The sequence below is a fragment of the Paenarthrobacter sp. OM7 genome (genome assembly GCF_029873575.1).
Lineage (GTDB): Bacteria > Actinomycetota > Actinomycetes > Actinomycetales > Micrococcaceae > Arthrobacter.
The window spans coordinates 679,455-699,865 of sequence record NZ_CP123579.1; the positions used below are offsets into that span (position 1 = coordinate 679,455).

A 20,411-nucleotide genomic window follows, 5' to 3' on the forward strand; every position below is an offset into this window, starting at 1 on the left:
GCGGGAACGATTGGGGGAGGCGGTCCGGCTAAAACAGCGGAATCTGAACTTCCTTGATCCATTCGCCCCGGCGGTAGTCGCGGGCCCTGACTACTACGCAGTCGTTGTAGACCTCAACTTGCAACCCACTGGCTTCCCGGCCATCCAAGGCGCGTTCACCGCCCGCGCCATTGTCCTCCCAGAGCGTCTGGACTGCGCCGGTGTTGATGACTTGGAATCCCTGCAGGTTGCCCGTGCCTGGAACCGTGCGGCGAACTTCCCAGTCAGCCAACTGAAGCGCCCAATGGGTGTGGGCCGTGAAGACGAAGACGTTCTTGTATTTGCCCAGGATGCCCAGTAGCCGATCCGCCTGAAGGTAGTCGTTCTTGTACAGGTTGTTGCGGGTCCCAGAGACCGTGTCCGGGAACGGGTGGTGGGTGAAAACCATGACAGGTTTTCCCTTGCGGGCCCAATAAGCCAGACGCTGCTCGAGCCAGGTGATCTGCTCCTCGCTGAGCCAGACCTCGTCCCACAGCTTCGCATCGTGGTAATGCATGTACTTCTCGGTACCCAGGATCAGTCCCGGCACGCCTCCAAGGTCAATTTCGGCGTAGACCTTGTCCCGGCCGGTGAAGGTGAAGAAGCTTTCGAAGAGCGAAGCTTCAGTAGTTCCGTTGGGCCACGTGGCCTGGGCGAGCGTGGTGGGATTGGAGTACTTCGGGACGTAGAACTCATGGTTGCCGATGGCCCAGTGGACGTTGGAAGCGTGGGTGTTGGCATCCAGCACTTTCCGCACGGCATCGTACTCAAAGTCGTAGCCCCGCGGCGTGATGTCTCCGTTGACCACCAGGCCTGCGCTTCGCTTGCTCGGATTGGTACTTTCGATGTCCTTGAGCGCGAGGTCAAAATCGGCCAGATCGCCCTGGATATCGCTGATGACCGTGAAGATTGTGGCCTTGCCGGAGGGACGGTTGCTGCCGTGTCCATTCTCAGAGGCTTGCGCGGGAGATGCTACGGCGGCCGTGGCCCCGATGGTGGCCAACCCTGCGATTGATGCTGCGATGGCAGAGCGGCGGCTGGGGGAAATCATGATGGAACCTTTCATTCATACGGGATGCGTTGACCCTCAGAAGGTAGATTCGTCCGGTGAATTGCGGGCAAAGTAACCATGGCCAACTTGTCATGACAGGTTGGCCGTTTGGTGACCTTTAACGGAGGGTGAGCCGATCTCCGGCGGCAAGCGCGGCTCCAAGTTGTATAGCCAAGGGTCTGAACACCTCGTGCTTCCCTATACATATGTCGACCCTGCTGGTGAATTTTCGCTCAATGTAGTGCCCCTTACTGCCGGACCCTCCCTACGGTTGAACCAGATGCTTCACATCGATCCCGTCGGCAGAGAAGAGTACGCAGTGTCTGAAATCAACGAACTCCAGGTGGTCCCGCACTGGATCGGGGGCGCTGAGGCGCCGTCGGCCGGGGACCGCACGGCCCCCGTCTTCGATCCCGCCCTTGGCCGGGAAACCAAGCTGGTCAACCTTGGCAATGCCGAGGACATCGAGTCGGCCATCGCCTCGGCGAACAAGGCTTTCCCGGCGTGGCGCGACATGTCGATCACCAAGCGCCAGCAGATCATCTTCCGCTTCCGGGAACTGCTGAACGAGCGCAAGGGTGAACTCGCGGAGATCATCACCTCCGAGCACGGCAAAGTGATCTCCGATGCCCTCGGGGAAATCACCCGCGGCCAGGAAGTCGTGGAACTGGCCACCGGCTTCCCGCACCTCATCAAGGGCGAGCATTCAGAGAATGTCTCCACCGGCGTCGATGTTTACTCCACCAAGTCGCCGCTGGGCGTGGTGGGCATCATCAGCCCCTTCAACTTCCCCGCCATGGTGCCGCTGTGGTTCCTGCCGATCGCCATCGCGGCCGGCAACACCGTGGTGCTGAAGCCGAGCGAAAAGGACCCGACGGCGGCTAACTGGCTCGCTGCACTCTTCACCGAGGCGGGACTTCCGGATGGGGTCTTCAACGTCCTGCATGGAGACAAGGAAGCCGTGGATGGACTGCTGGAGCACCCGGATGTGAAGGCGATTTCGTTCGTTGGATCCACCCCGATCGCGCAGTACATCTACGAGACCGCGGCCCGCAACGGCAAGCGCGTCCAGGCTCTCGGCGGTGCCAAGAACCACATGCTGGTCCTGCCCGACGCCGACCTCGAACTGACTGCCGACGCCGCCATCAACGCCGGCTTCGGCTCCGCCGGCGAACGGTGCATGGCCATCAGCGTGGTGGTCGCCGTCGAGCCTGTCGCCGATGCCTTGATCGAGAAGATCACCGCCCGCATGTCCACGCTCCGGATCGGCGACGGACGCCGCAACTGCGACATGGGCCCACTGGTCACCCGCCAGCACCGCGACAAAGTGGCCTCCTACATCGACGTGGCCCTCGAGGACGGCGCCAAGGTTGTGGTGGACGGCCGCGGCATTGAGGTGGACGGCGACCAGAACGGCTTCTGGCTCGGCCCCACGTTGATCGACGACGTCCCGGTCACCTCGCGCGTCTACACGGAGGAAATCTTCGGCCCGGTCCTGGCCGTTGTCCGCGTCAAGAGCTACGAAGAGGGCCTGCACCTGATCAACTCGGGCGCCTTCGGCAACGGCACGGCCATTTTCACGAACGACGGCGGCGCCGCCCGCCGCTTCCAAACCGAGGTGGAGGTGGGCATGGTGGGCATCAACGTGCCGATCCCCGTGCCGGTGGCCTACTACTCGTTCGGCGGGTTCAAGGACTCCATCTTCGGCAGTTCGAAGGCTTACGGTCTGCAAGGATTCCAGTTCTTCACCCGCGAAAAGGCCATCACCTCACGCTGGCTCGACCCCAGCCACGGCGGCATCAACCTCGGCTTCCCCCAGAACTAGAGGGGAGTGGGGGCTAACGCTCTTCCAGGAACTCGACGGCGGCGAACAGTTCCAGCCTGTCGCGCAGGCTGTCCAGGTTGAGTCCCAGGACGGTGCCCGCAGTATCGATCCGGTTCCTGAGAGTGTGCCGGTGGATCCCCAACTGCCGTGCCGTCCGATCCCAGACGCAGTTGTTCGCCAACCACGCCGAAACTGTTGGCAGCAGCTGGGTCTGTTCGGTTTCGTCGTGCTTGGCCAACGGCTGAATGAGTCGCCGGGCAACGGAGCCGGCTTCATCGCTGTGCAGCAGGCCCAGCATCCCGCCCCGGGAGATTTCCTCGAAGGCCACAAGGGGGCGGGTGAGTTCCCGAGCCCTTTGCAGTGATCGCTCTGCTTCCTTCAACGCCTTGGCGAGGTGAACGAAGTCCGTCTCCACCGACGTGCCCGCCGTTGCGCCGTACCGTTCCAGGAGGACTGTGACCTTTTGTTGCAGTGCCGGACCTGCCAGCACCACGATGTTCTCGTTCCGTTGGGCGTAGAAGACGGCGCCGCGGTGGTCGTCCGACAACAGTTCCAGCGCCTCCAGGAGGTTCTGTCCTTGCCCGGGAGGTTGGGCCATGGTCACCACAACGGGGTCGGCGGGCAGCCTGCCCCAGACCTGGCGGGCCGTGCGCTCGGCAACATCCGTGCTTCCTGCCAGCAATTGCTCGAAAACGCCTGCACGCAGGTGGCGGCGTGCGGTATCGAGGGTGCGCGTTTGCTCCAGGGCGAGGCTGGCCAGCGCGATCACACTGTTGATGATGTCGGTGCGGGCCGGATCCAGGGGTTCGATGGCACCCAGGACCAGCACTCCGCGCAAATGGTGCCGGCGGCCCAGCGTCTGTAAGGTGATCTGCTCGCCGTCGACCGTCAGTTGCGAGACCGATCGCGAGCCTTGGTCCAAGGATTTCCGTACGGCATCCATCACGCCGGGCATGATCGACGACGGCACGGGACGGTTGTTGGGCATCAGGATATGGTTTCCCGCAGCGTCGAACATCGCCACCCAGCCATGCAGCTGCCGCTCAAGCTCGGCCAGGATGGAGCGCAGTCCGTCGGGACGCAGGGCAGCCCGCGCGATGGCCCGTTGTGCTTGGAGCGACCATTCGGACCGTGCGTTCTGTTCCCTCGCCAGCAAATCTGCAACGAATCGAATAACAGCGATGAACGGCGTCCTGTCGGGGACCTCCAGTAAAGGCAACGCGTGGTTGCGGCATGCCTCTACCAGGCCTGGTGGCAGCACCCCGTGAATCACTTGGGTGGCGAAACCGAGGCCGCTGATCCCATGCTTGACCAACCGCGACACGTAGTCGTTGTAGAGCGCCACGGGACCGTCGCCCACCGGGAACTGCGTTCCGTCTGTCAGCAGCAGCTGCCCGGGATCGAGGAACGGCGTGGGATCGTCAAGATCGGAACTGTGGACCCAGGACACGGACGCTTCCACCGCAGGATCACCTGCCTTCGGGGTCACCAGCCTCAGGTTCAGTGAGCTGTTGCGAAGGATGGTGTTGATGGTTGGCGGCATGCTCAGGCACTCCTTGGAAAAAAGTAGTTCCACACCCTGCCAACTATACAAATGTCCTGGGGTGTTGCTCTGTTCAAAAGTTCAAGATGAAGGGGAAGCCCCACCCGCCCTTTCGAGAGGACCTCAATGTCTCCCACCCGGACCGCCCTGGCTGTTCCCACCTCCAACGCAGAGGTTGCCGCGTTGGACACTGGCAATGTCTTCCACTCCTGGTCAGCCCAGAAGACGCTGAAGCCTATGGCCATAGCCGGTGGTTCCGGCAGTACTGTCTGGGACCACGAGGGCAGGACATATCTGGATTTCTCCAGCCAACTGGTCAACACGAACATCGGCCACCAGCACCCGCGCCTCATCGAAGCCATCAAGCAGCAACTGGACACGCTCACCACGGTTGCTCCCGCGCATGCCAATCACACCCGCGCCCTGGCGGCCCAGAAGGTCCTGTCCCACGCGCCGTCAACTATGGACAAGGTGTTCTTCACCAACGGAGGTGCGGACGCCAACGAGAATGCCATCCGCATGGCCCGCTTGCACACAGGGCGGGACAAGGTCATCTCCCGTTACCGCTCGTACCATGGCAACACCGGCGCAGCCATCGTGGCCACGGGAGACTGGCGCCGCATCCCCAACGAATACTCCCGCGGACACGTCCACGTCTTTGGGCCGTACCTTTACCGTTCCGAGTTCTGGGCCGAGACTCCGGAACAGGAAGCGGAGCGCGCCCTGCAGCACCTGCGCCGCACCATTGAACTGGAAGGGCCGCAGTCCGTTGCCGCTGTGCTCCTCGAGACCGTTCCCGGGACGGCCGGCATTCTGCTCCCGCCGCCTGGTTACCTCGAGGGCGTTCGTGCACTCTGCGATCAGCATGGAATCGTCCTGATCCTCGATGAGGTCATGGCCGGCTTCGGACGCACCGGGGACTGGTTCGCCCTGGATGCCTTCAACGTCAGGCCCGATCTCATCACCTTCGCCAAGGGCGTCAACTCGGGCTACGTCCCGGTAGGCGGGGTCGTCATTAACGAGGACATCTCGGCCACCTTTGACGAACGGGTTTTCCCTGGCGGCCTCACATACTCAGGCCATCCGCTGGCTGCGGCCTCCATCGTTGCCTCGATCGAGGCTTTCGAGGAAGAGAACATCGTCGGGAACGCGGCCCGGATCGGCGCCGATCACCTCGAGCCCGGCCTGAATGCCCTGGCTGCCAAGCACGACGCCATCGGTGAAGTCCGGGGCCGTGGTGTGTTCTGGGCACTCGAGCTCGTGGAGGACCGTCAGACCCGGACGCCGGTCAGTTCGGCTTTCATGGGCAAGCTCAAAGCCGAACTGCTCCACCGCGGACTGTTGCCCTTCATTGCCGACAACCGCGTGCACGTGGTGCCTCCCGCCGTCGTGACTCCCGAAGAAGTACGCCAGGCGTTGGCGATCTACGACGACGCCCTGACCGCCGTCAGCTGACGGCTTCCCTTCGACCCGCCGCAACCCCAACTGAGCAGTTTCGGAGAAGTTTTCGTCCCGCTGGCACCGTAACTTGGGGGTTAACCGCACAGTTACGCAGGACAGAAGAAGGAATCCACCATGGCTGAGACCGGAACAACCGACAAGACCAAGTCCTACGACGGATTTACGGAGGAAGAGCGCGCGGCGATGAAGGAGCGTGCGCAGGAACTGAAGAAGGCTCCGCGCAAGAAGGCGTCCAAAGGCGACGGCGAGGCTGACGTCCTGGCCAAAATCGCTGAGATGCCCGAGGGGGACAAAGCCATGGCCGAAGCGCTTCACGCGATCGTCAAGGAGCATGCGCCCGAGCTCACGCCCAAGACCTGGTACGGGATGCCGGCCTACGCCAAGGACGGAAAGAACATTCTCTTCTTCCAAAGCTCCCACAAGTTCAAGGCCCGCTACGCCACGCTCGGGTTCGAAGAAAACGCCAAGCTTGACGACGGCGACATGTGGCCCACCTCGTTTGCCCTCAAGGAAATCACGCCGGGGGTCGAGGCAAGGATCGTGGAGTTGCTCAAGAAGGCGCTCGGATAATCACGGGCTTCCGGGGCCCTCTTCCTTGGCCCTAAGCCGGTTGGCTGTTGGCCGGCGGCAGATCCGGATTCATGGGTTCCAGGTCCGGATCTTCTGCCGTCCATACCTGCACAATGGCCCAGGCTACCGCCGCAATGGGAACCGACAACACGGCGCCGATGATCCCGGCGAGGATGGTGCCTGCCGTCAGCGCCATCAGGATGACCAGTGCGTGCAGTTCCAGGGACTTGCCCATGACCACCGGCTGAAGGAAGTCACCTTCAAGTTGGTTGACGGCGATCACTGCGATCACGACGATCAGCGCCACGATGGGGCCGTTGGCGACAAGCGCGACCAAAGCTGCCAGGATCCCGGCGACCGTCGCCCCAACCAAGGGTATGAAAGCTCCAATGAACACGATGATTGCCAGGGGGATGGCCAGCGGCACTTGGAGGATGAGCAGGACCGTGCCGATCGCTACCGTGTCCACCAACGCAACGATCGCCGTGCCCCGGACGTAGCCGCCCAGAACCTCCATGGTTCGCTTTCCAACCCGGCGAAGCTTGGCTTCCCTCAGGCCGGTGAAGGGTCGCAGGAAGAACTCCCAGATCTTGGCGCCGTCCTTGAGGAAGAAGAACAGGATCACTACCACCAGGCTGGCGCCGGCAAGGAACTCCGTCACCACCGATAGCCCGGTAACCGCCCCGGAACGTACCTGACTGCTCTGGGCAAACTCCACTGCCGCTTCACGTGCCTGGTTCAACTGCTCCCGATCGATGGGAAACGGCCCGGTCAGCAGGAAGTTCTCCAACTCATCCAGTCCGGCCGCGGCTTGGCTGATCAGTTCGTCCCACTGGCTGCGCACCGACAGGACGATCACCGTGATGACCCCGCCGAGCACTATCAGGAGGCCCAGGAAAGCGACGCCGGTGGCCAGGCCGCCGCGCCAGCCGCGCCGTCGAAGCATGTTGACGAATGGCCCTATGGCCGCCGCCAGGATCAGGGATATGAGCACCGGGATGACGAGCAGGCGGATTTGAAGCAGCCCGAAGATCGCCACCACCGTCAGGGTCAGAATGAGCAGTACCTGCGCTGCCCGGACGGACGCGCGGCCCAAGGAGTCCTTCCAGGGGTCGGGCTTGCGTTGCTTGCGGACGGAAACGGGCGCTGTTTCCTCGTGTGCCGTCATGGGGGCTCCTGTTCGTTCGCATCGGTCAACCGACCTGATCAAACATAAGCCTACTGACTAATGCCCTTTCCTAGTGTGCCGGATCGGCTTCCTGGTGCGTCGGATCGGGGTGCGGTGGTACCGGACCTGGGTCGGGAACCGGCGATGGCCCGGGTGTGGGGTTTGGATCCGGAATAGGGCTGGGTGGAAACGGTGTGGTGGGGTCCGGTGGCGGTGGCACCGGACCCGGGTCCGGGGGGAATGGCTCGGGCTCGTGAGTGGGAGGAAGGGTCATGATCTCTCCTTTGCGTACGCGGTGTAGTGCTCCGGGCAGATGCTTGCAGCCTACTCCCCGTTGCGTGGCAGCTATAGGGTTTCCAGCGTTTGTGAATTTCTAGGTCAAATGACCTAAAGTGAGTGTCATGAATGATCTCCTTGAATCTGACTCCACCGGTCCCGTCCTGATCGTCGGCGGCTACGGCACCGTCGGTACGGCACTCACGCGACTCGCCGGTACCCAATGGCGATTGCTCCTCACAGGCAGGAATCCGGACCGCGGCAGCCACCTGGCAAGCGGAAATGTGACCCTCCAAAGGTGGGACCTCAGCCGCCCGGAACCCTTCGAAGCCAAGGTCAGGGCGGTGATCAGCACTGTCAACGACCCCGACGACAGAGTTCTCCGCGCTGCCGTCAGCGCCGGCATTCCGTACGTCGATGTCACCCGCTGGACCAGCCGCGTCACCAGGGCAGCCACCCTGGCAACAATCCTGCGGCCCACTGCTCCTGTATTGCTGAGCTCGGGCTGGATGGGTGGCGTGATCAACATCGTGGCAGCAGCCTTGGCCCAGGACGCGGGCGGCAGTGACCAGATTGACGTCGCCATCCGTTACGACATCAACGACAGCGCTGGAGTTGATTCAGTGGACTTCATGGACCGGCTGGGACTGGACTTTGAAGTACGCAAAGGCGGTAAGGCCGCCGTCGTACGTCCGTTGAGCGACACCCGCTGGGTAGACATTGCCGGGCACCGCACCAAGGTGGCACGGCTCGACACTCCCGAACAGTTCACTTTGCCGCTCACCCTTGGTGCCGGATCGGTGGCCACCCGGATTGGGTTCAGCTCCAATACGTCCACGACGGCGTTGCTCGCCGCACGTGCGGTGGGACTGTTCCGCTGGGGGAGTGGGGAACGGTGGACGCCGCTGCGACGCTCCCTGTTGTATTCGCCCGGCGCGGGCGGCACAGCCCACATCCGTGTTGACGTGAAAGGACCGGGGACAACACGAACGGCCGTCGTTTCAGATCCGCAGGGACAGGCCCATCTGACCGCGTTGGGCGGATTGCTGGGGCTGCGCGCAGTGCTCGCGGAGGGTGCGCGGCCCGGTGTTTCCTTCCCCGAATCTGCGCCGGATCCTGCATCCCGGCTCGCGGAACTTGAATCGCACGGTGTGACAATATTGAGGTCATGACCGAAAGCAAGGGCGCCCTCAGGAAGGCTGCGCTCCTTGACGCTGCTGAAGAAGTATTGGTCACCAAGGGCAACGCGAACGCTGCAATGCGGGACTTTGCCGCTGCCGCAGGGGTGCGGATCGGACATCTGCAGCACTACTTTCCAACCCGTTCAGACCTTATCCGCGCCGTCCTTGAGCGAGCCCTGGAGCGCTCGCTGCGGCGGCTTGAGGAGACAGCCGGGTTCGACCTCGGCTCAGACGCGTCAGGCACGTTGTCCCGGGACGATTCCGGCCGTCTGCTCACCGCGCTGCTTCTGGAGCATTCGGAGTTGGCTGATGTAAGGATGCACTTGGAGATTTGGGCACTGGCCGCCTCGGATGATCAGGCGGCCGGTGCTCTGCGGTCTTTTTACCACCAATACGCTGCGCACGTTCAAGGTGTTGTCCGGCGGGGCCGGCCGGAACTGTCGGAGCCGTCCCTGAGGGGAGTGGCGGCCGCTATCGTCAGCCTCTTTGAGGGAGCGGCCGTGACACGATCCGACATCGCGGGGCTACGAACCGAACAAGGCGATCATGCCATCATCCGCACCGCGCAGTGGTTGATCCACGGACAGGAAACCGCCCAGTGAACCACCTGACGCCCACGCCCGCGCAGCTTCGCTGGCAGCAACTCGAATTCGGCGCCTTCATCCACTTCGGCATCAATACCTTTGCCGGCAAGGAGTGGAGCGACGGCACCATACCGCCGTCGAAATTCAACCCCACAGAACTCGACGCCGGCAGCTGGGTTCGTGCGGCCAAGGAGGCGGGCGCGAGGTACTTGATCCTCACTGCCAAGCACCATGACGGATTCTGCCTCTGGCCCACGGCGACAACTGACTACTCTGTCGCGTCCTCGCCCTGGCGCGGTGGGTCAGGGGATGTTGTTCGCGACGTTGCCGGGGCCTGCGCAGAACAGGGCGTCGGACTGGGGCTCTACCTGTCGCCCTGGGACCGGAACGCGGGCTGTTACAGCGATCCCGCGGCCTACGACGACTTCTACGTCCAGCAGCTCACGGAACTCTGTACCAGTTATGGCCCGCTTATGGAACTGTGGTTCGACGGCGCGGGTTCAGTGGGCCGCGAGTACGACTGGGAACGGATCATCGCTGTTGTTAAGGAGCACCAGCCGGAAGCCATGATCTTCAACATGGGCCAGCCCACCATCCGCTGGGTAGGCAATGAGAATGGGCTGGCGTCGGACCCCGTGAACTACGTGGTGGACCGCACATCCGACACCCAGTACACGGAGTCCAGCTCAGGGCTGGGGATCGAACACTATCTACCGCCGGAGTGCGATGTTTCCCTCCGCCGCGGCTGGTTCTGGCACCCGGACGACGAGCCCAAATCCACCGAACACCTGCTGGCGATTTATTACCAATCGGTGGGAATGGGTGCGAACCTCCTGCTGAACCTTCCCCCAGACACTCGGGGGCTGCTTCCGGAGCAGGATGTCGCGAGGCTCCAGGAGTGGAAGGCCGAGCTGGACCGTCGCCTCTCCGGCGCGGTTGAGGCCACTATTGACCATCACGACGGCGGAGCGACCCTGAGTTTCCCGGCTGCCGTGACGTTCAACCATGTGGAACTCGCGGAGGACCTGAGTTCGGGGCAACGGATCACTCAGCACGCGGTGTTTGGTGATGACGGCGTTGGGGGAGCGGGGCTTGATGGTGGAGCGGGGCTTGTTCAGGGGCAGACGGTGGGGCACCGACGCATTCACCAGATGCCCGTTGTCACCGCAAAAAGGTTGCACGTGAAACTAAGCGGTAAGGGTGGCGGCGGCCGCCTTAGCTCAGCGCGTGTCTACACCGGAGCGCTGGATGCCGCAGTGCCGATGATTCCCGAAGGCTACGAAGCCCCCACGGACGCGCCGGACCAACAGCCCAACTAGGTAACAGTAAATGTCCCATTGAGCGCTCACTGGGACGTTTACTGTTACCTAGTTGGGAGCCCGGCTCTTCCCACACCGGCCCCCAGAACATGGTGCAGGGAGGTAGCAACAGCTGCCCTCAAAAAGTTTTCAAAAAAACTCTGTACCTCGCGTAACCCTTTGGCGTCCTTGGTCGATTACGTCTGTGAAAGGGCCGAGCTGGAATTTGTCCCCCATCATGTTCCAGCTCGGCTCTTCCTTGTTCGGAGGAGTTGTCCAAAGTAGTTTCCCGGACAAGCGGGTCCTCTCTGGGGATGGCCCGGCAGAGCAGATACCCTTGGTGGGGTTGTCCGTCGTTCAACGCGGGTGACCTGGCTGGAAAGCCACGGACCTGCCGCCGATCGAAAGTCCCACAATTGTGACCGACGCGTTGACCGACGAAGCGCTTCATGCGCTCAAGGGCAATACCGCGGAACTGTTCAGCGCCGTTTACCAGGCCTACGCGGGCCAGGTTCTCGGATACCTAACGGCCAAAGGCGTGCCCGATCCTGAAGCAAGTACGCAGGACGTGTTCCTGGCGGTGTTGCCGCGGCTCGATGACCTCAGTGGTGGCGTCAATGGCTTGCGGACTTTCATTTTCTCGGTGGCCCATGCACGGATGGTGGATGAGCACCGGAAGCAAAACCGGGCGCCGATACAGCACGAGTTCGAGCCCGAACGGGACACGCGCGAAACGAGTTCTGCAGAGGCCGAAGCTTTGTCCAGACTGGCGCCATATGAGGTTGCGGCGCTTCTGGACAACCTGGGCGAGGACCAGCGTGAGGTCCTGCATCTCCGCATCGTGGCCGGCCTGACGGTTGAACAGGTAGCCGACATCATGGGGAAAACTGCTGGCGCAGTCAAGCAATTACAGCGCCGGGCCCTCATTACGCTCCGTGAGCATTCGGCAGTAAAGGAATATGTGTCGCCATGACATGCAGGGATACAGAACGCGAAGCGATCGTGGACGAGTTACTGCTCGACGCCGGACTCGCCGACGCTTCAGACGTCCGCCAAGCGCTGGTTTCGCTGGGTACCTTCGCCAACCTTCCGGCTCCCGCTCCCAGCCCGGAACTCGCTGCCATGATCGCCGGCCCGCACGATGAACTGTCCAAGCGTCGCTGGCGTCACAAGCACCGGACAACAGTAGTCAGCATCGCGGTAGTGGCTGCAATGGGACTTGGGGTGAGCGGCGTCGCCGCGGCCAGCTCGGGATTCACCCGGAACCCTTCCTTCATTGACCAGCTCATCATCAATTTCCATCCCCGGCCATCAATCGCGGCACCCGAACTGCCATCGCCTGACGCTCCCAGAGTCACTACGGAACCGGCTCCTGCTGCAGACCCCGCGGCGATTCCACCTTCCTCGGAAGCAGCAACCATTCCACTCCCCGCGGCTGCTGATGCCGACAATGAGGCACAGGCACAGGCACAGGCGCAGGCGCAGGCGCAGGCGCAGGCGCAGGCGCAGGCGCAGGCGCAGGCGCAGGCGCAGGCGCAGGCGCCCGACGCCGTCCCGGCAGTTCCAGTACCTAAACCTGCCGACGCCGGCGCTGCCCACGCCGGCGCTGCCCAGCCGGGCGCTGCCGACGCAAGCTCTGCCCATCCAGGAACTGCCAAGCCGAACAAATCACTTGGCGGCGCAGCCCAAGGGCCGCAGGCCAAGGAAGACCAGTTCGGGCGGCAGAGCGCGGATACCCCTAAGGCTGAAGCGTCAAAAACCGACACCGGAAAGCCGGCAAAGCCCGGGCTCAGCGGCAAGCAAGGAGCGTTGCTTCCGGCGCTGTCAGACAAACGCACCGAAGAACAGTTCCAGCCCGTGACGGACCAGTGGAAGAAGTGGCTGAAGCAGGGTCACCGCTAGACACCCGCCATCTGGGCGCAGACGCAGAATATTCGGCCAGAAGGCCCGTCGGTGGGCAGGTAGTCTGGGGGGATGATGCATGTCAACGATCCTGACGTCGTGGAACGCTTGATGCGAACAAAGGGCACCTGGGCCATCGTCGGTCTCAGCACCAACCCGTGGCGTTCCGCGTATGAGGTCTCGCTCTATGTCAGGGACACCATGGGCATGGAAATCATTCCCGTAAATCTCAAGGGGGAGGACGTGCACGGCGAGAAAGGGTACCCAACCCTTGCGGATATTCCGGCAGCCAGGCATCCCATCGACGTTGTTGAGTGTTTCGTCAACTCCCAGCGCGTTGGCGCGGTGATCGACCAAGCGATTGCGATCGGCGCCAAGGCCGTGTGGCTCCAATTGGGCGTATTCGACGACGAAGCTACCCAGCGTGCCAAGGACGCGGGGCTCGAAGTGGTAGTGAACTCCTGCCCGGCGCGCGAAGGCTGGCACTACGGCTTGTGATTCCAGGCCCGGTTCCTCTGTTAGATTTCAGCTGAATCAATTCTTGAGTCTTGGGGGACAACCATGTTCGGCGACCATTCTGCGGTGCCATTTTCCACTCCCAGCAGGCGGGCCGCTTTCGGTATCCTTGGCGCTTCCATGGTGGCCGGCCTGACAGCTTGTACAACAGCGGAAAGTTCGACGCCGGCGCTGACGCCCACTGGAGCCGCCGGGTCGCCCGAGGCGCCGGGGCAGAACGGTGCACTGGGGGTCGGAGGCGAGGTTCCGACGTCGTCCGCTTCGACGACGCCGACGCCAAGTGCAACGCCGGCCCCCACCAAGCGCATCCGGCGCACCTTCATTCCGGACTACCAACTCCCGCCGATCGTGGGCGGCCTGGCGCCAGTGATCAGCAAGATCGAGACGAAGCACCCGGTGGTGTTCCTGACCATCGATGACGGCAACATCAAGACGCCTGAATCCGTGAAACTGATGGCGGAGTACGACTACCCCGCGTCACTGTTCCTCACCAAGGACACAGTGGCGGACAACCCGGCTTTCTTCAACGCCTTCAAAGACCAGGGCAGCCTGATTGAGAACCATACGGTCACGCACAACATCAACATGGTCCGGCAGTGGGGTTACCAGCAGCAGGTCAACGACATGGTGGGAATGCAGGAGTACGCGTTCCAGCACTACGGCCGCCGGCCCACGCTCTTCAGGCCGCCTGGAGGGGCTTACTCCAACGTGATGCGGCAAGCCGTGGCGGCATCGGGCATGAAGGCGATCGTCACCTGGGAAGCCAAGGCCAACGCGGGCAAGATGGACTATCAGGTGGGGAACTCCCTGCGCCCGGGGGACATTGTGCTCATGCATTTCCGAGCCGAATTCGCCGCCGACCTCGCTGCTTTCCGCGCGGCCCAGTTGGCTGCGGGCCTGGAAGTAGTGCTGCTGGAGGATTTCCTGGGCGTGGCGTAGGCAGCGGCGTAGACGTGGCCCCGCGCCCGGAGCGCCAGTAGGCTCGCTCCATGGACGTTTCCACCCTCCGCGACATCTGCCTGGGCTTTCCGGGCGCCTTTGAAGACTTCCCCTTCGGGCCTGAGACGTCCGTGTTCAAGGTGCGGGCCGCCGTCGCCGGGGGTGCCCGCCACGAGGCGAAGATGTTCGCCCTTTCCACGATGGATCCGGACAACTGGTCCGTGAGCCTCAAGTGCGAGCCCGCATTGGCAGAGCAGCTCAGGGCGGCAAACCCTGAAATCACCGGTGCCTGGCACATGAACAAGACCCATTGGAACGGTGTTCGCCTGGATGGTGGCCTATCCGACCAAATGGTGCGGGACATGGTGGAGGACTCTTATGACCTGGTGGTGGCAACGTTGAGCCGGAAGCAGCAGGAGCAACTGGGCTGGGCCCGGCTCGCAAAGCCGCAAGGCAACTGACACGCCCGCACACACCCTCCCCACGGCGCTGACATGGGGCTAGATTGATACTGCATACCTAAAGACCTCAGCTATGGGCTGGTCAGGAGCGGTTTGATGCTGGATCAGAAGACACTGGACCACTTATGGAACTTTCGCGATCCGGCTGCCTCGGAAGCCAGATTCCGTGCCGCGATGATCGAGGAAATGTACGACGCCGACGAACGTGCTGAGTTGGCAACCCAGCTTGGGCGGGCCATCAGTTTGCAAGGACGCTTTGAGGAAGCCGATGCGCTGCTGGACGACATCGACGACGACGAGCCCACCGTAGGCGTGCGCATCCTCCTGGAGCGCGGGCGGGTTTTGAACGCCGGCGGACGCCCCGCCATGGCTGTTCCCCTCCTGGAGCAGGCTGCCGAGTTGGCGGACCACCTTGGTGAGGAATTCCTGGCCGTCGATGCACTCCACATGCTCTCGCTCGCGGATGCCGCGCACGCCGAGGTTTGGATGCGAAGTGCCCTCGAATATGCCTCGACAGCACGTGATGAGCGGACCAAGCGCTGGATGATTGCTTTGCACGTTGGCCTCGGGACGTTTCTGAGCGGTAAAAAGCGGCTCACGGAGGCCATGGTGGAGTTCCAATTGGCCGAACAATGGGCGGAACGACTGGGATCCGAGGGGCAGAAGGCGTTGGCCCGGGAAGCCATCACGGAGTGCGGAAAAGCCCTCGCCGAAGGACCATAGAAAGATCACGCTTTGACATATGTTGATCGAAACTGCCGCGAAATATTGATTTTCGATCATTCGTGGTGAATTATGTCACAGAAGGTTGGTGCTGCCAGAGCGCCAACCCAGACTGTCTGACTGACCGGCTTTTCCGCCGCAACAGTCGACACTACGAGTCACTGGAGGGTTTAGAAATGAACGTTCAGCACCAGTCCGTCGGTCGCCGTGGATTCCTGCGCGGAGCACTCGCTGCAGCCGTGCTCGTGCCCATGGGGGGAACCATTGCTTCATGTGCCGCAGGTGGCGGCACCACCACCGCCGGCCCCACAGGCACTGTCTCCGACACCAACCCGTTCGGCATGGCAGACAAGTCCACAGTGGACGCCGTGATCTTCAAGGGCGGCTACGGGATCGACTACGTCGAGTTCGCAGGCAAGGCCTTCGAGAAGGCGCATGAGGGTTCCACGGCCAAGATCTCCCCGTCCACGGATATCGCCCAGGAACTTCAGCCGCGCTTTGTCGGTGGCAACCCGCCGGACCTGATCGACAACTCCGGCGCCAAGGCCATCGGCTTCAGCACCATCCTTGCCCAGCTCGAGGACCTCACCAGCGTTGTGGAGGCCAAGAACCTTGAAGGCAAGGTCATCAAGGACACCCTGTACACAGGCGTACTGGCTCCGGGCACATTCGACGGCAAGCTTGCTGCACTGAACTACGTCCTGACCGTCTTTGCCGTGTGGTACTCCGACTCCCTGCTCAAGGAAAACGGCTGGACCGTTCCGAAGACCTGGGATGAGATGTACGCACTCGGCGAGCAGGCCAAAGCCAAGGGCAAGTACCTCTTTGTCTGGGGCAAGGAAGCTGCCACGTACTACCAGGAACTGGCCATTGCCTCTGCCATCAAGGAAGGCGGCGACGACGTTCGCCTCGCCCTGGAGAACCTCAAGGCCGATTGCTGGTCGCACCCGGCCATCCAGTCCGTCTTCACGGCCCTGGACAAGATCGTCAAGGCCGGCTTCTTCAAGCCCGGCGGTTCCGGCACCCAGTTCACGGCCGCCCAGGCACAGTGGAGCAACGCCCAGGAGGCTGTGTTCTACCCCTCGGGTTCCTGGATCGAGAACGAAATGAAGGACCAGACCAAGGCCGGCTTCAACATGATGGGTGCCCCGGCCCCGTCCGTGAGCGCCAGCCCCAAGATGCCGCAGACAGCACTTCACAGCGCTGCAGGCGAGCCGTTCATTGTTCCGAGCCAGGGCAAGAACGCCGCCGGCGGCAAGGAGTTGCTCCGGATCATGCTCTCCAAGGAAGCTGCCACCAACTTCGCCAAGACCAAGCTTGCTCCCACCATCGTCAAGGACACCGTCCCGGCCGATGGATTCGGGTCCACAGCCCTGGTTTCGCAGACGAAGATGCTCAGTGACGCCGGCGAGAACATCTACACCTGGAACTTCATCGACCTGTACGGCACCAACAAGGACCAGCTGGTGGTTTGGAACACCTTCCTGGACGGCAAGTCGGACGTCGCAACCCTCACCTCGGCACTCCAGAACATCACCGACAAGGTCCGCAATGACAGCTCGGTCAAGAAGATCGAAGTGAAGTGACGTCAGTGAAAACTCAGCAGAGCCGGAACGACGACGGCCTGGCCGCCGTCGTTCCGGCGCCGGCTCCACCGCAAGTGATTAAGCGGCGGCGGAAGCCGTTGACGTGGGACAAGGTCAGTTTCTTTGCCGTCTTCCTCGGACTGCCGTTGGCGATCTACCTCTTGTTCGTCATTTGGCCGTTCATCCAGGCCTTCGGTTATTCGTTGACGGACTGGTCCGGTTTTTCGCCGAACCAGAACTTCATCGGCCTTGAAAACTATGTGAAGATCTTCACGGACGACATCTTCATGAAGGCGATGTCCAACAACATCGTCCTGGTGATCTTCCTCCCGATCATCACCATCATCCTCAGTTTGGTCCTTGCCTCCTTGGTGACAGTTGGAGGAAGCAGCAAAGGCCAGATCAAGGGCCTGCGCAATTCCAGCTTCTACCGCGTGGTCTCGTTCTTCCCGTACACCATTCCCGCAGTGGCCATTGGCATCATGTGGGGGCAGATCTACGATCCCTCCGGTGGACTGCTGAACGGCATCCTCACCGGATTGGGCCTGGACCAGTTCAAGGACTTCGCCTGGCTGGGTGACAAGAACACCGCAATGATCGCCACGATGTTCGTGATTGTGTGGGGCTTCGTAGGCTTCTACATGGTCCTGTTCGTCGCCGGCATCAAAGGCATTCCTGCGGAGCTTTTCGAGGCCGCCAGGATCGACGGCGCGGGCCGCTTCCGCACCGCAGTGTCCATCACCATCCCGCTGATCCGCGACAACATCCAGACCGCCTATATCTACATGGGCATCCTGGCACTGGACGCGTTCGTCTACATGGCCGCGCTGAACTCCGGCGGTGGTCCGGACAATTCCACGTTGGTCATGGCACAACAACTGTTCTTCACGGCTTTCAGCAAGGGACAGTTCGGTCTCGCCAGCGCCATGGGCGTTGTGCTGGCCATTGCCACGCTGATCTTCTCCGGACTGGTGTTTTTGGTCAACCGGCTCACCGGCGGCGATAAGGATGTGAGCCTGTAATGAGTACCAAAGTCTCAACCCCGGAAATGAAGTCACTGCACTTCCAGCCCCGGACCCCGGCAACCACGAAGGGCGACAAAGTGGTGGGAGCGGTGTCCCACACCGCGCTGACCATCTGGACGCTGATCGTTATCCTGCCGCTCCTGTGGACGTTCATGTCCTCCTTCAAGACCTCCAGCGAGATTTTCGCTTCACCGTTCGCTTTGCCTGGTGAATGGAAGCTGGACAACTATGTCAAGGCCTGGAGCGAAGCCGGCATCGGCAGCGCCTTCCTGAACTCGATCATCGTTGTGGCCGCAGCACTGGTGATCGTCATGGTCCTCGGTGCGATGTGTGCCTACGTCCTGGCCCGGTACACCTTCCGGGGCAGCAGGGCCATCTACTACCTGATGCTCGCCGGGCTGACGTTCCCGATCTTCCTTGCCATGGTGCCGTTGTTCTTCGTGCTGAAGAACATGGGACTGCTGAACACCCTGCCGGGCCTGATCCTGGTGTATGTGGGCTTCGCGCTTCCGTTCACGGTGTTCTTCCTCTTCTCCTTCTTCAAGTCTCTGCCGCACGAAATCACCGAAGCAGCAGCGCTTGACGGTGCAGGGGAGTGGAGGACGTTCTTCCAGGTCATGTTGCCGATGGCCAAGCCGGGCCTCGCCTCGGTTGCCATCTTCAACTTCCTGGGCCTTTGGAACCAGTTCCTGATTCCGGTGTCCATCAACGCCGCCGGCCCGCGGGTCCTCTCGCAGGAACTCGCGGCCTTCGCCGGCCAGATGGGCTACGCAGTGGACTACGGCGCGCTGTTCGCAGCCGTCAGCGTTACGGTCATCCCGGTGCTCATCGTCTACGTGATCTTCCAGCGCCAGCTGCAGGGTTCCGTTTCGCAGGGCACGTCCAAGTAGTTCAACCAAGCCAAAGACAGCGTTCGACGGCGGTCGTCACCTGAGGTGGCGGCCGCCGTCGGGTTTAACTTCTGTAAAGATGGAACGGATCTGTAGTGCAACGAAAGGCAGCAGCCCGTGATCTTTATTGTGGTCAAATTCAACGTCAAGCCTGATTGGTCCGAGCGCTGGCTGGACCTCGTGGCTGACTTCACCGAAGCAACCCGTGCTGAGCCGGGCAACCTCTGGTTCGACTGGTCCCGCAGCGTGGATAACCCCAACGAGTTCGTGTTGGTGGAAGCCTTCCAGGACGATGCCGCCGAAGCCCACGTCAACAGCGCCCACTTCAAGAAGGCCATGGCGGACATGCCGCAGGCCCTCGTGGAAACTCCGCACATCATCAGCCGCCAGTTCGAAGGCAGCGGTTGGGACCGCATGGGCGAGTTGACCATCGCCTAGCCAAAACAAAAGTGGTGCCCGGTTCAAGAAACCGGGCACCACGTGTTTAAGGACTGCTCAGAACATCCAGGGGATCTCGGCATGGCCGAAGTCGCTGAACGAGCCGAAACGTCCCGCCTTGAACGCCAGCACCTCGCCGTCCCGGTCCCGGCACGTGGTGACCTGGCCGAAGAAGACCTGGTGATCGCCGACGTCGTACTGCTGCACCACACTGCAGTCCGCCTGGGCGAGGGCGCCCTTGATGACCGGAAGGCCACTGTCTGTGACGTCGAAATCGCCGTCGCCGAAGCGGTCCCCGCCACGGACGGCAAACCGCCGGGCAACTGACTCCTGCTTCGCGCCGAGGATGGACACCGCGAACTTGCCGCTTTCCATCAAGGCCTCGCCGGTCCGGGTGCCGAAGTTCAGCGAGATCATCAGGATGGGTGGTTCAAGGCTGATGGACGTCAGCGAGCTGATGGTCATCCCGTACTGCTCGTCCTCGTGCTGGGTGGTGACCACAGCGACGCCGGTGACGAAACGGCCCATGGCGCGGCGCATCCCCATGGCGTCGGGGATGGTGAAGGCTGGTGCCAGGCTCATGTCAGTTGCTCCGCTCCGCTGGTACCGGATCCGTGTAGTACCGGACTTCGAACATCTTTGCGCCATTCTCCGAGATCCAAGGACCGTGCTCCATTCCAGGAGGACGGGTAGCCCAGTCTCCGGCTTTGAAAGTCCTGCCGAGGCGCTGGTCCACGAACGAGCCCTCGAAAATGAAGACCTCTTCCCAGAAGTCATGCGTGAGGACGCCGTTGGGGGAAGTATCCGTGCCGGGCTCGAACTTGAGGATCCGGGTAACGCTGTCGTTGTCGGAATCCCGGGCAAGGACCGCCTCGGACAGGCCCTCGATGTGCGGGGTGCAAGGTGCGAAGTCCACCGTCGATACGGGAGTGAACTCGAATTCGGGCTTTGCCATG

21 protein-coding genes are annotated in these 20,411 nt (G+C 62.1%); 16 read left to right on the forward strand and 5 right to left on the reverse strand.

Annotated elements, in window-relative coordinates; genetic code table 11:
• Window positions 1-28 precede the first annotated feature (28 nt).
• Window positions 29-1,069: a DUF4073 domain-containing protein gene (locus tag QEH68_RS03270; protein ID WP_280626436.1), complete on the reverse strand. Its 1,041-nt coding sequence runs from the start codon at window positions 1,067-1,069 to the stop codon at window positions 29-31.
• A gap of 280 nt (window positions 1,070-1,349) precedes the next feature.
• Here QEH68_RS03270 and QEH68_RS03275 point away from each other — a divergent pair, with 280 nt between their 5' ends.
• Window positions 1,350-2,894, forward strand: coding sequence for a CoA-acylating methylmalonate-semialdehyde dehydrogenase (locus QEH68_RS03275; protein WP_280627963.1), 1,545 nt, complete (start codon window positions 1,350-1,352; stop codon window positions 2,892-2,894).
• A 13-nt stretch (window positions 2,895-2,907) separates the two neighbouring features.
• Here QEH68_RS03275 and QEH68_RS03280 read toward each other — a convergent pair whose 3' ends face one another.
• Window positions 2,908-4,437 (reverse strand): PucR family transcriptional regulator, encoded by a 1,530-nt coding sequence (locus QEH68_RS03280; RefSeq protein ID WP_280626438.1) that lies wholly within the window; start codon window positions 4,435-4,437, stop codon window positions 2,908-2,910.
• Between the two features lie 126 nt (window positions 4,438-4,563).
• Between QEH68_RS03280 and QEH68_RS03285 the strand changes: the two genes are divergently transcribed.
• On the forward strand, window positions 4,564-5,892 hold the full coding sequence (locus QEH68_RS03285; RefSeq protein ID WP_280626440.1) for an aspartate aminotransferase family protein: 1,329 nt from the start codon (window positions 4,564-4,566) through the stop codon (window positions 5,890-5,892).
• Between the two features lie 120 nt (window positions 5,893-6,012).
• Window positions 6,013-6,468, forward strand: coding sequence for a DUF1801 domain-containing protein (locus tag QEH68_RS03290; protein ID WP_280626442.1), 456 nt, complete (start codon window positions 6,013-6,015; stop codon window positions 6,466-6,468).
• Between the two features lie 31 nt (window positions 6,469-6,499).
• Here QEH68_RS03290 and QEH68_RS03295 read toward each other — a convergent pair whose 3' ends face one another.
• Window positions 6,500-7,636, reverse strand: coding sequence for an AI-2E family transporter (locus tag QEH68_RS03295; protein ID WP_280626444.1), 1,137 nt, complete (start codon window positions 7,634-7,636; stop codon window positions 6,500-6,502).
• Window positions 7,637-8,037: 401 nt separating this feature from the next.
• On the opposite strand from QEH68_RS03295, the gene QEH68_RS03300 reads away from it, so the two are divergent.
• The 13 genes from QEH68_RS03300 (at window position 8,038) to QEH68_RS03360 (ending at window position 19,455) form a co-directional block, all read left to right on the forward strand.
• On the forward strand, window positions 8,038-9,084 hold the full coding sequence (locus QEH68_RS03300; protein ID WP_280626446.1) for a saccharopine dehydrogenase: 1,047 nt from the start codon (window positions 8,038-8,040) through the stop codon (window positions 9,082-9,084).
• Window positions 9,081-9,695 carry a TetR/AcrR family transcriptional regulator gene (locus tag QEH68_RS03305; protein ID WP_207596146.1) on the forward strand — a complete coding sequence of 205 codons (615 nt, stop codon included), beginning with the start codon at window positions 9,081-9,083 and terminating at the stop codon, window positions 9,693-9,695. Before QEH68_RS03300 ends, QEH68_RS03305 begins: the two co-directional genes overlap by 4 nt.
• The gene (locus tag QEH68_RS03310) at window positions 9,692-10,996 is read left to right on the forward strand and encodes an alpha-L-fucosidase (RefSeq protein WP_280626448.1); all 1,305 of its coding nucleotides are present in this window, start codon (window positions 9,692-9,694) and stop codon (window positions 10,994-10,996) included. Before QEH68_RS03305 ends, QEH68_RS03310 begins: the two co-directional genes overlap by 4 nt.
• Window positions 10,997-11,393: 397 nt before the next feature.
• The gene (locus QEH68_RS03315; protein WP_280626450.1) at window positions 11,394-11,948 is read left to right on the forward strand and encodes a sigma-70 family RNA polymerase sigma factor; all 555 of its coding nucleotides are present in this window, start codon (window positions 11,394-11,396) and stop codon (window positions 11,946-11,948) included.
• The gene (locus QEH68_RS03320; RefSeq protein WP_280626452.1) at window positions 11,945-12,877 is read left to right on the forward strand and encodes a hypothetical protein; all 933 of its coding nucleotides are present in this window, start codon (window positions 11,945-11,947) and stop codon (window positions 12,875-12,877) included. The genes QEH68_RS03315 and QEH68_RS03320 overlap by 4 nt, the downstream gene beginning before the upstream one ends.
• A gap of 72 nt (window positions 12,878-12,949) precedes the next feature.
• Entirely contained in the window at window positions 12,950-13,375 is a 426-nt protein-coding gene (locus tag QEH68_RS03325) for a CoA-binding protein (protein WP_280626455.1), read from the forward strand.
• 84 nt (window positions 13,376-13,459) lie between these two features.
• Window positions 13,460-14,332: a polysaccharide deacetylase family protein gene (locus QEH68_RS03330; RefSeq protein WP_280626457.1), complete on the forward strand. Its 873-nt coding sequence runs from the start codon at window positions 13,460-13,462 to the stop codon at window positions 14,330-14,332.
• A gap of 50 nt (window positions 14,333-14,382) precedes the next feature.
• Window positions 14,383-14,793 carry an MmcQ/YjbR family DNA-binding protein gene (locus tag QEH68_RS03335; protein WP_207596152.1) on the forward strand — a complete coding sequence of 137 codons (411 nt, stop codon included), beginning with the start codon at window positions 14,383-14,385 and terminating at the stop codon, window positions 14,791-14,793.
• 96 nt (window positions 14,794-14,889) lie between these two features.
• Window positions 14,890-15,516, forward strand: a complete 627-nt coding sequence (locus QEH68_RS03340; protein ID WP_280626460.1) for a hypothetical protein — start codon at window positions 14,890-14,892, stop codon at window positions 15,514-15,516.
• 176 nt (window positions 15,517-15,692) lie between these two features.
• Window positions 15,693-17,102: an N-acetylglucosamine/diacetylchitobiose ABC transporter substrate-binding protein gene (gene ngcE, locus QEH68_RS03345; protein ID WP_089593576.1), complete on the forward strand. Its 1,410-nt coding sequence runs from the start codon at window positions 15,693-15,695 to the stop codon at window positions 17,100-17,102.
• Window positions 17,103-17,107: 5 nt separating this feature from the next.
• Window positions 17,108-18,124, forward strand: coding sequence for a sugar ABC transporter permease (locus tag QEH68_RS03350; RefSeq protein ID WP_242703509.1), 1,017 nt, complete (start codon window positions 17,108-17,110; stop codon window positions 18,122-18,124).
• The gene (locus QEH68_RS03355) at window positions 18,124-19,017 is read left to right on the forward strand and encodes a carbohydrate ABC transporter permease (RefSeq protein WP_026541797.1); all 894 of its coding nucleotides are present in this window, start codon (window positions 18,124-18,126) and stop codon (window positions 19,015-19,017) included. The genes QEH68_RS03350 and QEH68_RS03355 overlap by 1 nt, the downstream gene beginning before the upstream one ends.
• Window positions 19,018-19,134: 117 nt before the next feature.
• Window positions 19,135-19,455, forward strand: a complete 321-nt coding sequence (locus tag QEH68_RS03360) for a putative quinol monooxygenase (protein WP_207596155.1) — start codon at window positions 19,135-19,137, stop codon at window positions 19,453-19,455.
• A 57-nt stretch (window positions 19,456-19,512) separates the two neighbouring features.
• Here QEH68_RS03360 and QEH68_RS03365 read toward each other — a convergent pair whose 3' ends face one another.
• Both QEH68_RS03365 and QEH68_RS03370 read right to left on the reverse strand, forming a co-directional pair.
• Complete coding sequence (locus QEH68_RS03365; protein ID WP_207596156.1) at window positions 19,513-20,037, reverse strand: flavin reductase family protein; 525 nt, start codon at window positions 20,035-20,037, stop codon at window positions 19,513-19,515.
• 1 nt (window position 20,038) lies between these two features.
• Window positions 20,039-20,410, reverse strand: a complete 372-nt coding sequence (locus QEH68_RS03370) for a cupin domain-containing protein (RefSeq protein ID WP_207596157.1) — start codon at window positions 20,408-20,410, stop codon at window positions 20,039-20,041.
• Window position 20,411 lies beyond the last annotated feature (1 nt).

Excerpts from the sequence above, each read along its gene's own strand:
- QEH68_RS03275 (WP_280627963.1), top strand. The coding sequence starts at position 1,350 with ATGCTTCACATCGATCCCGTCGGCAGAGAAGAGTACGCAGTGTCTGAA.
- QEH68_RS03340 (WP_280626460.1), top strand. The coding sequence starts at position 14,890 with ATGCTGGATCAGAAGACACTGGACCACTTATGGAACTTTCGCGATCCG.
- QEH68_RS03325 (WP_280626455.1), top strand. The coding sequence starts at position 12,950 with ATGATGCATGTCAACGATCCTGACGTCGTGGAACGCTTGATGCGAACA.
- QEH68_RS03280 (WP_280626438.1), bottom strand. The coding sequence starts at position 4,437 with ATGCCGCCAACCATCAACACCATCCTTCGCAACAGCTCACTGAACCTG.
- QEH68_RS03285 (WP_280626440.1), top strand. The coding sequence starts at position 4,564 with ATGTCTCCCACCCGGACCGCCCTGGCTGTTCCCACCTCCAACGCAGAG.
- QEH68_RS03370 (WP_207596157.1), bottom strand. The coding sequence starts at position 20,410 with ATGGCAAAGCCCGAATTCGAGTTCACTCCCGTATCGACGGTGGACTTC.
- QEH68_RS03295 (WP_280626444.1), bottom strand. The coding sequence starts at position 7,636 with ATGACGGCACACGAGGAAACAGCGCCCGTTTCCGTCCGCAAGCAACGC.
- QEH68_RS03320 (WP_280626452.1), top strand. The coding sequence starts at position 11,945 with ATGACATGCAGGGATACAGAACGCGAAGCGATCGTGGACGAGTTACTG.
- QEH68_RS03290 (WP_280626442.1), top strand. The coding sequence starts at position 6,013 with ATGGCTGAGACCGGAACAACCGACAAGACCAAGTCCTACGACGGATTT.
- QEH68_RS03270 (WP_280626436.1), bottom strand. The coding sequence starts at position 1,069 with ATGATTTCCCCCAGCCGCCGCTCTGCCATCGCAGCATCAATCGCAGGG.
- QEH68_RS03300 (WP_280626446.1), top strand. The coding sequence starts at position 8,038 with ATGAATGATCTCCTTGAATCTGACTCCACCGGTCCCGTCCTGATCGTC.
- QEH68_RS03355 (WP_026541797.1), top strand. The coding sequence starts at position 18,124 with ATGAGTACCAAAGTCTCAACCCCGGAAATGAAGTCACTGCACTTCCAG.
- QEH68_RS03335 (WP_207596152.1), top strand. The coding sequence starts at position 14,383 with ATGGACGTTTCCACCCTCCGCGACATCTGCCTGGGCTTTCCGGGCGCC.
- QEH68_RS03305 (WP_207596146.1), top strand. The coding sequence starts at position 9,081 with ATGACCGAAAGCAAGGGCGCCCTCAGGAAGGCTGCGCTCCTTGACGCT.
- QEH68_RS03365 (WP_207596156.1), bottom strand. The coding sequence starts at position 20,037 with ATGAGCCTGGCACCAGCCTTCACCATCCCCGACGCCATGGGGATGCGC.
- ngcE (WP_089593576.1), top strand. The coding sequence starts at position 15,693 with ATGAACGTTCAGCACCAGTCCGTCGGTCGCCGTGGATTCCTGCGCGGA.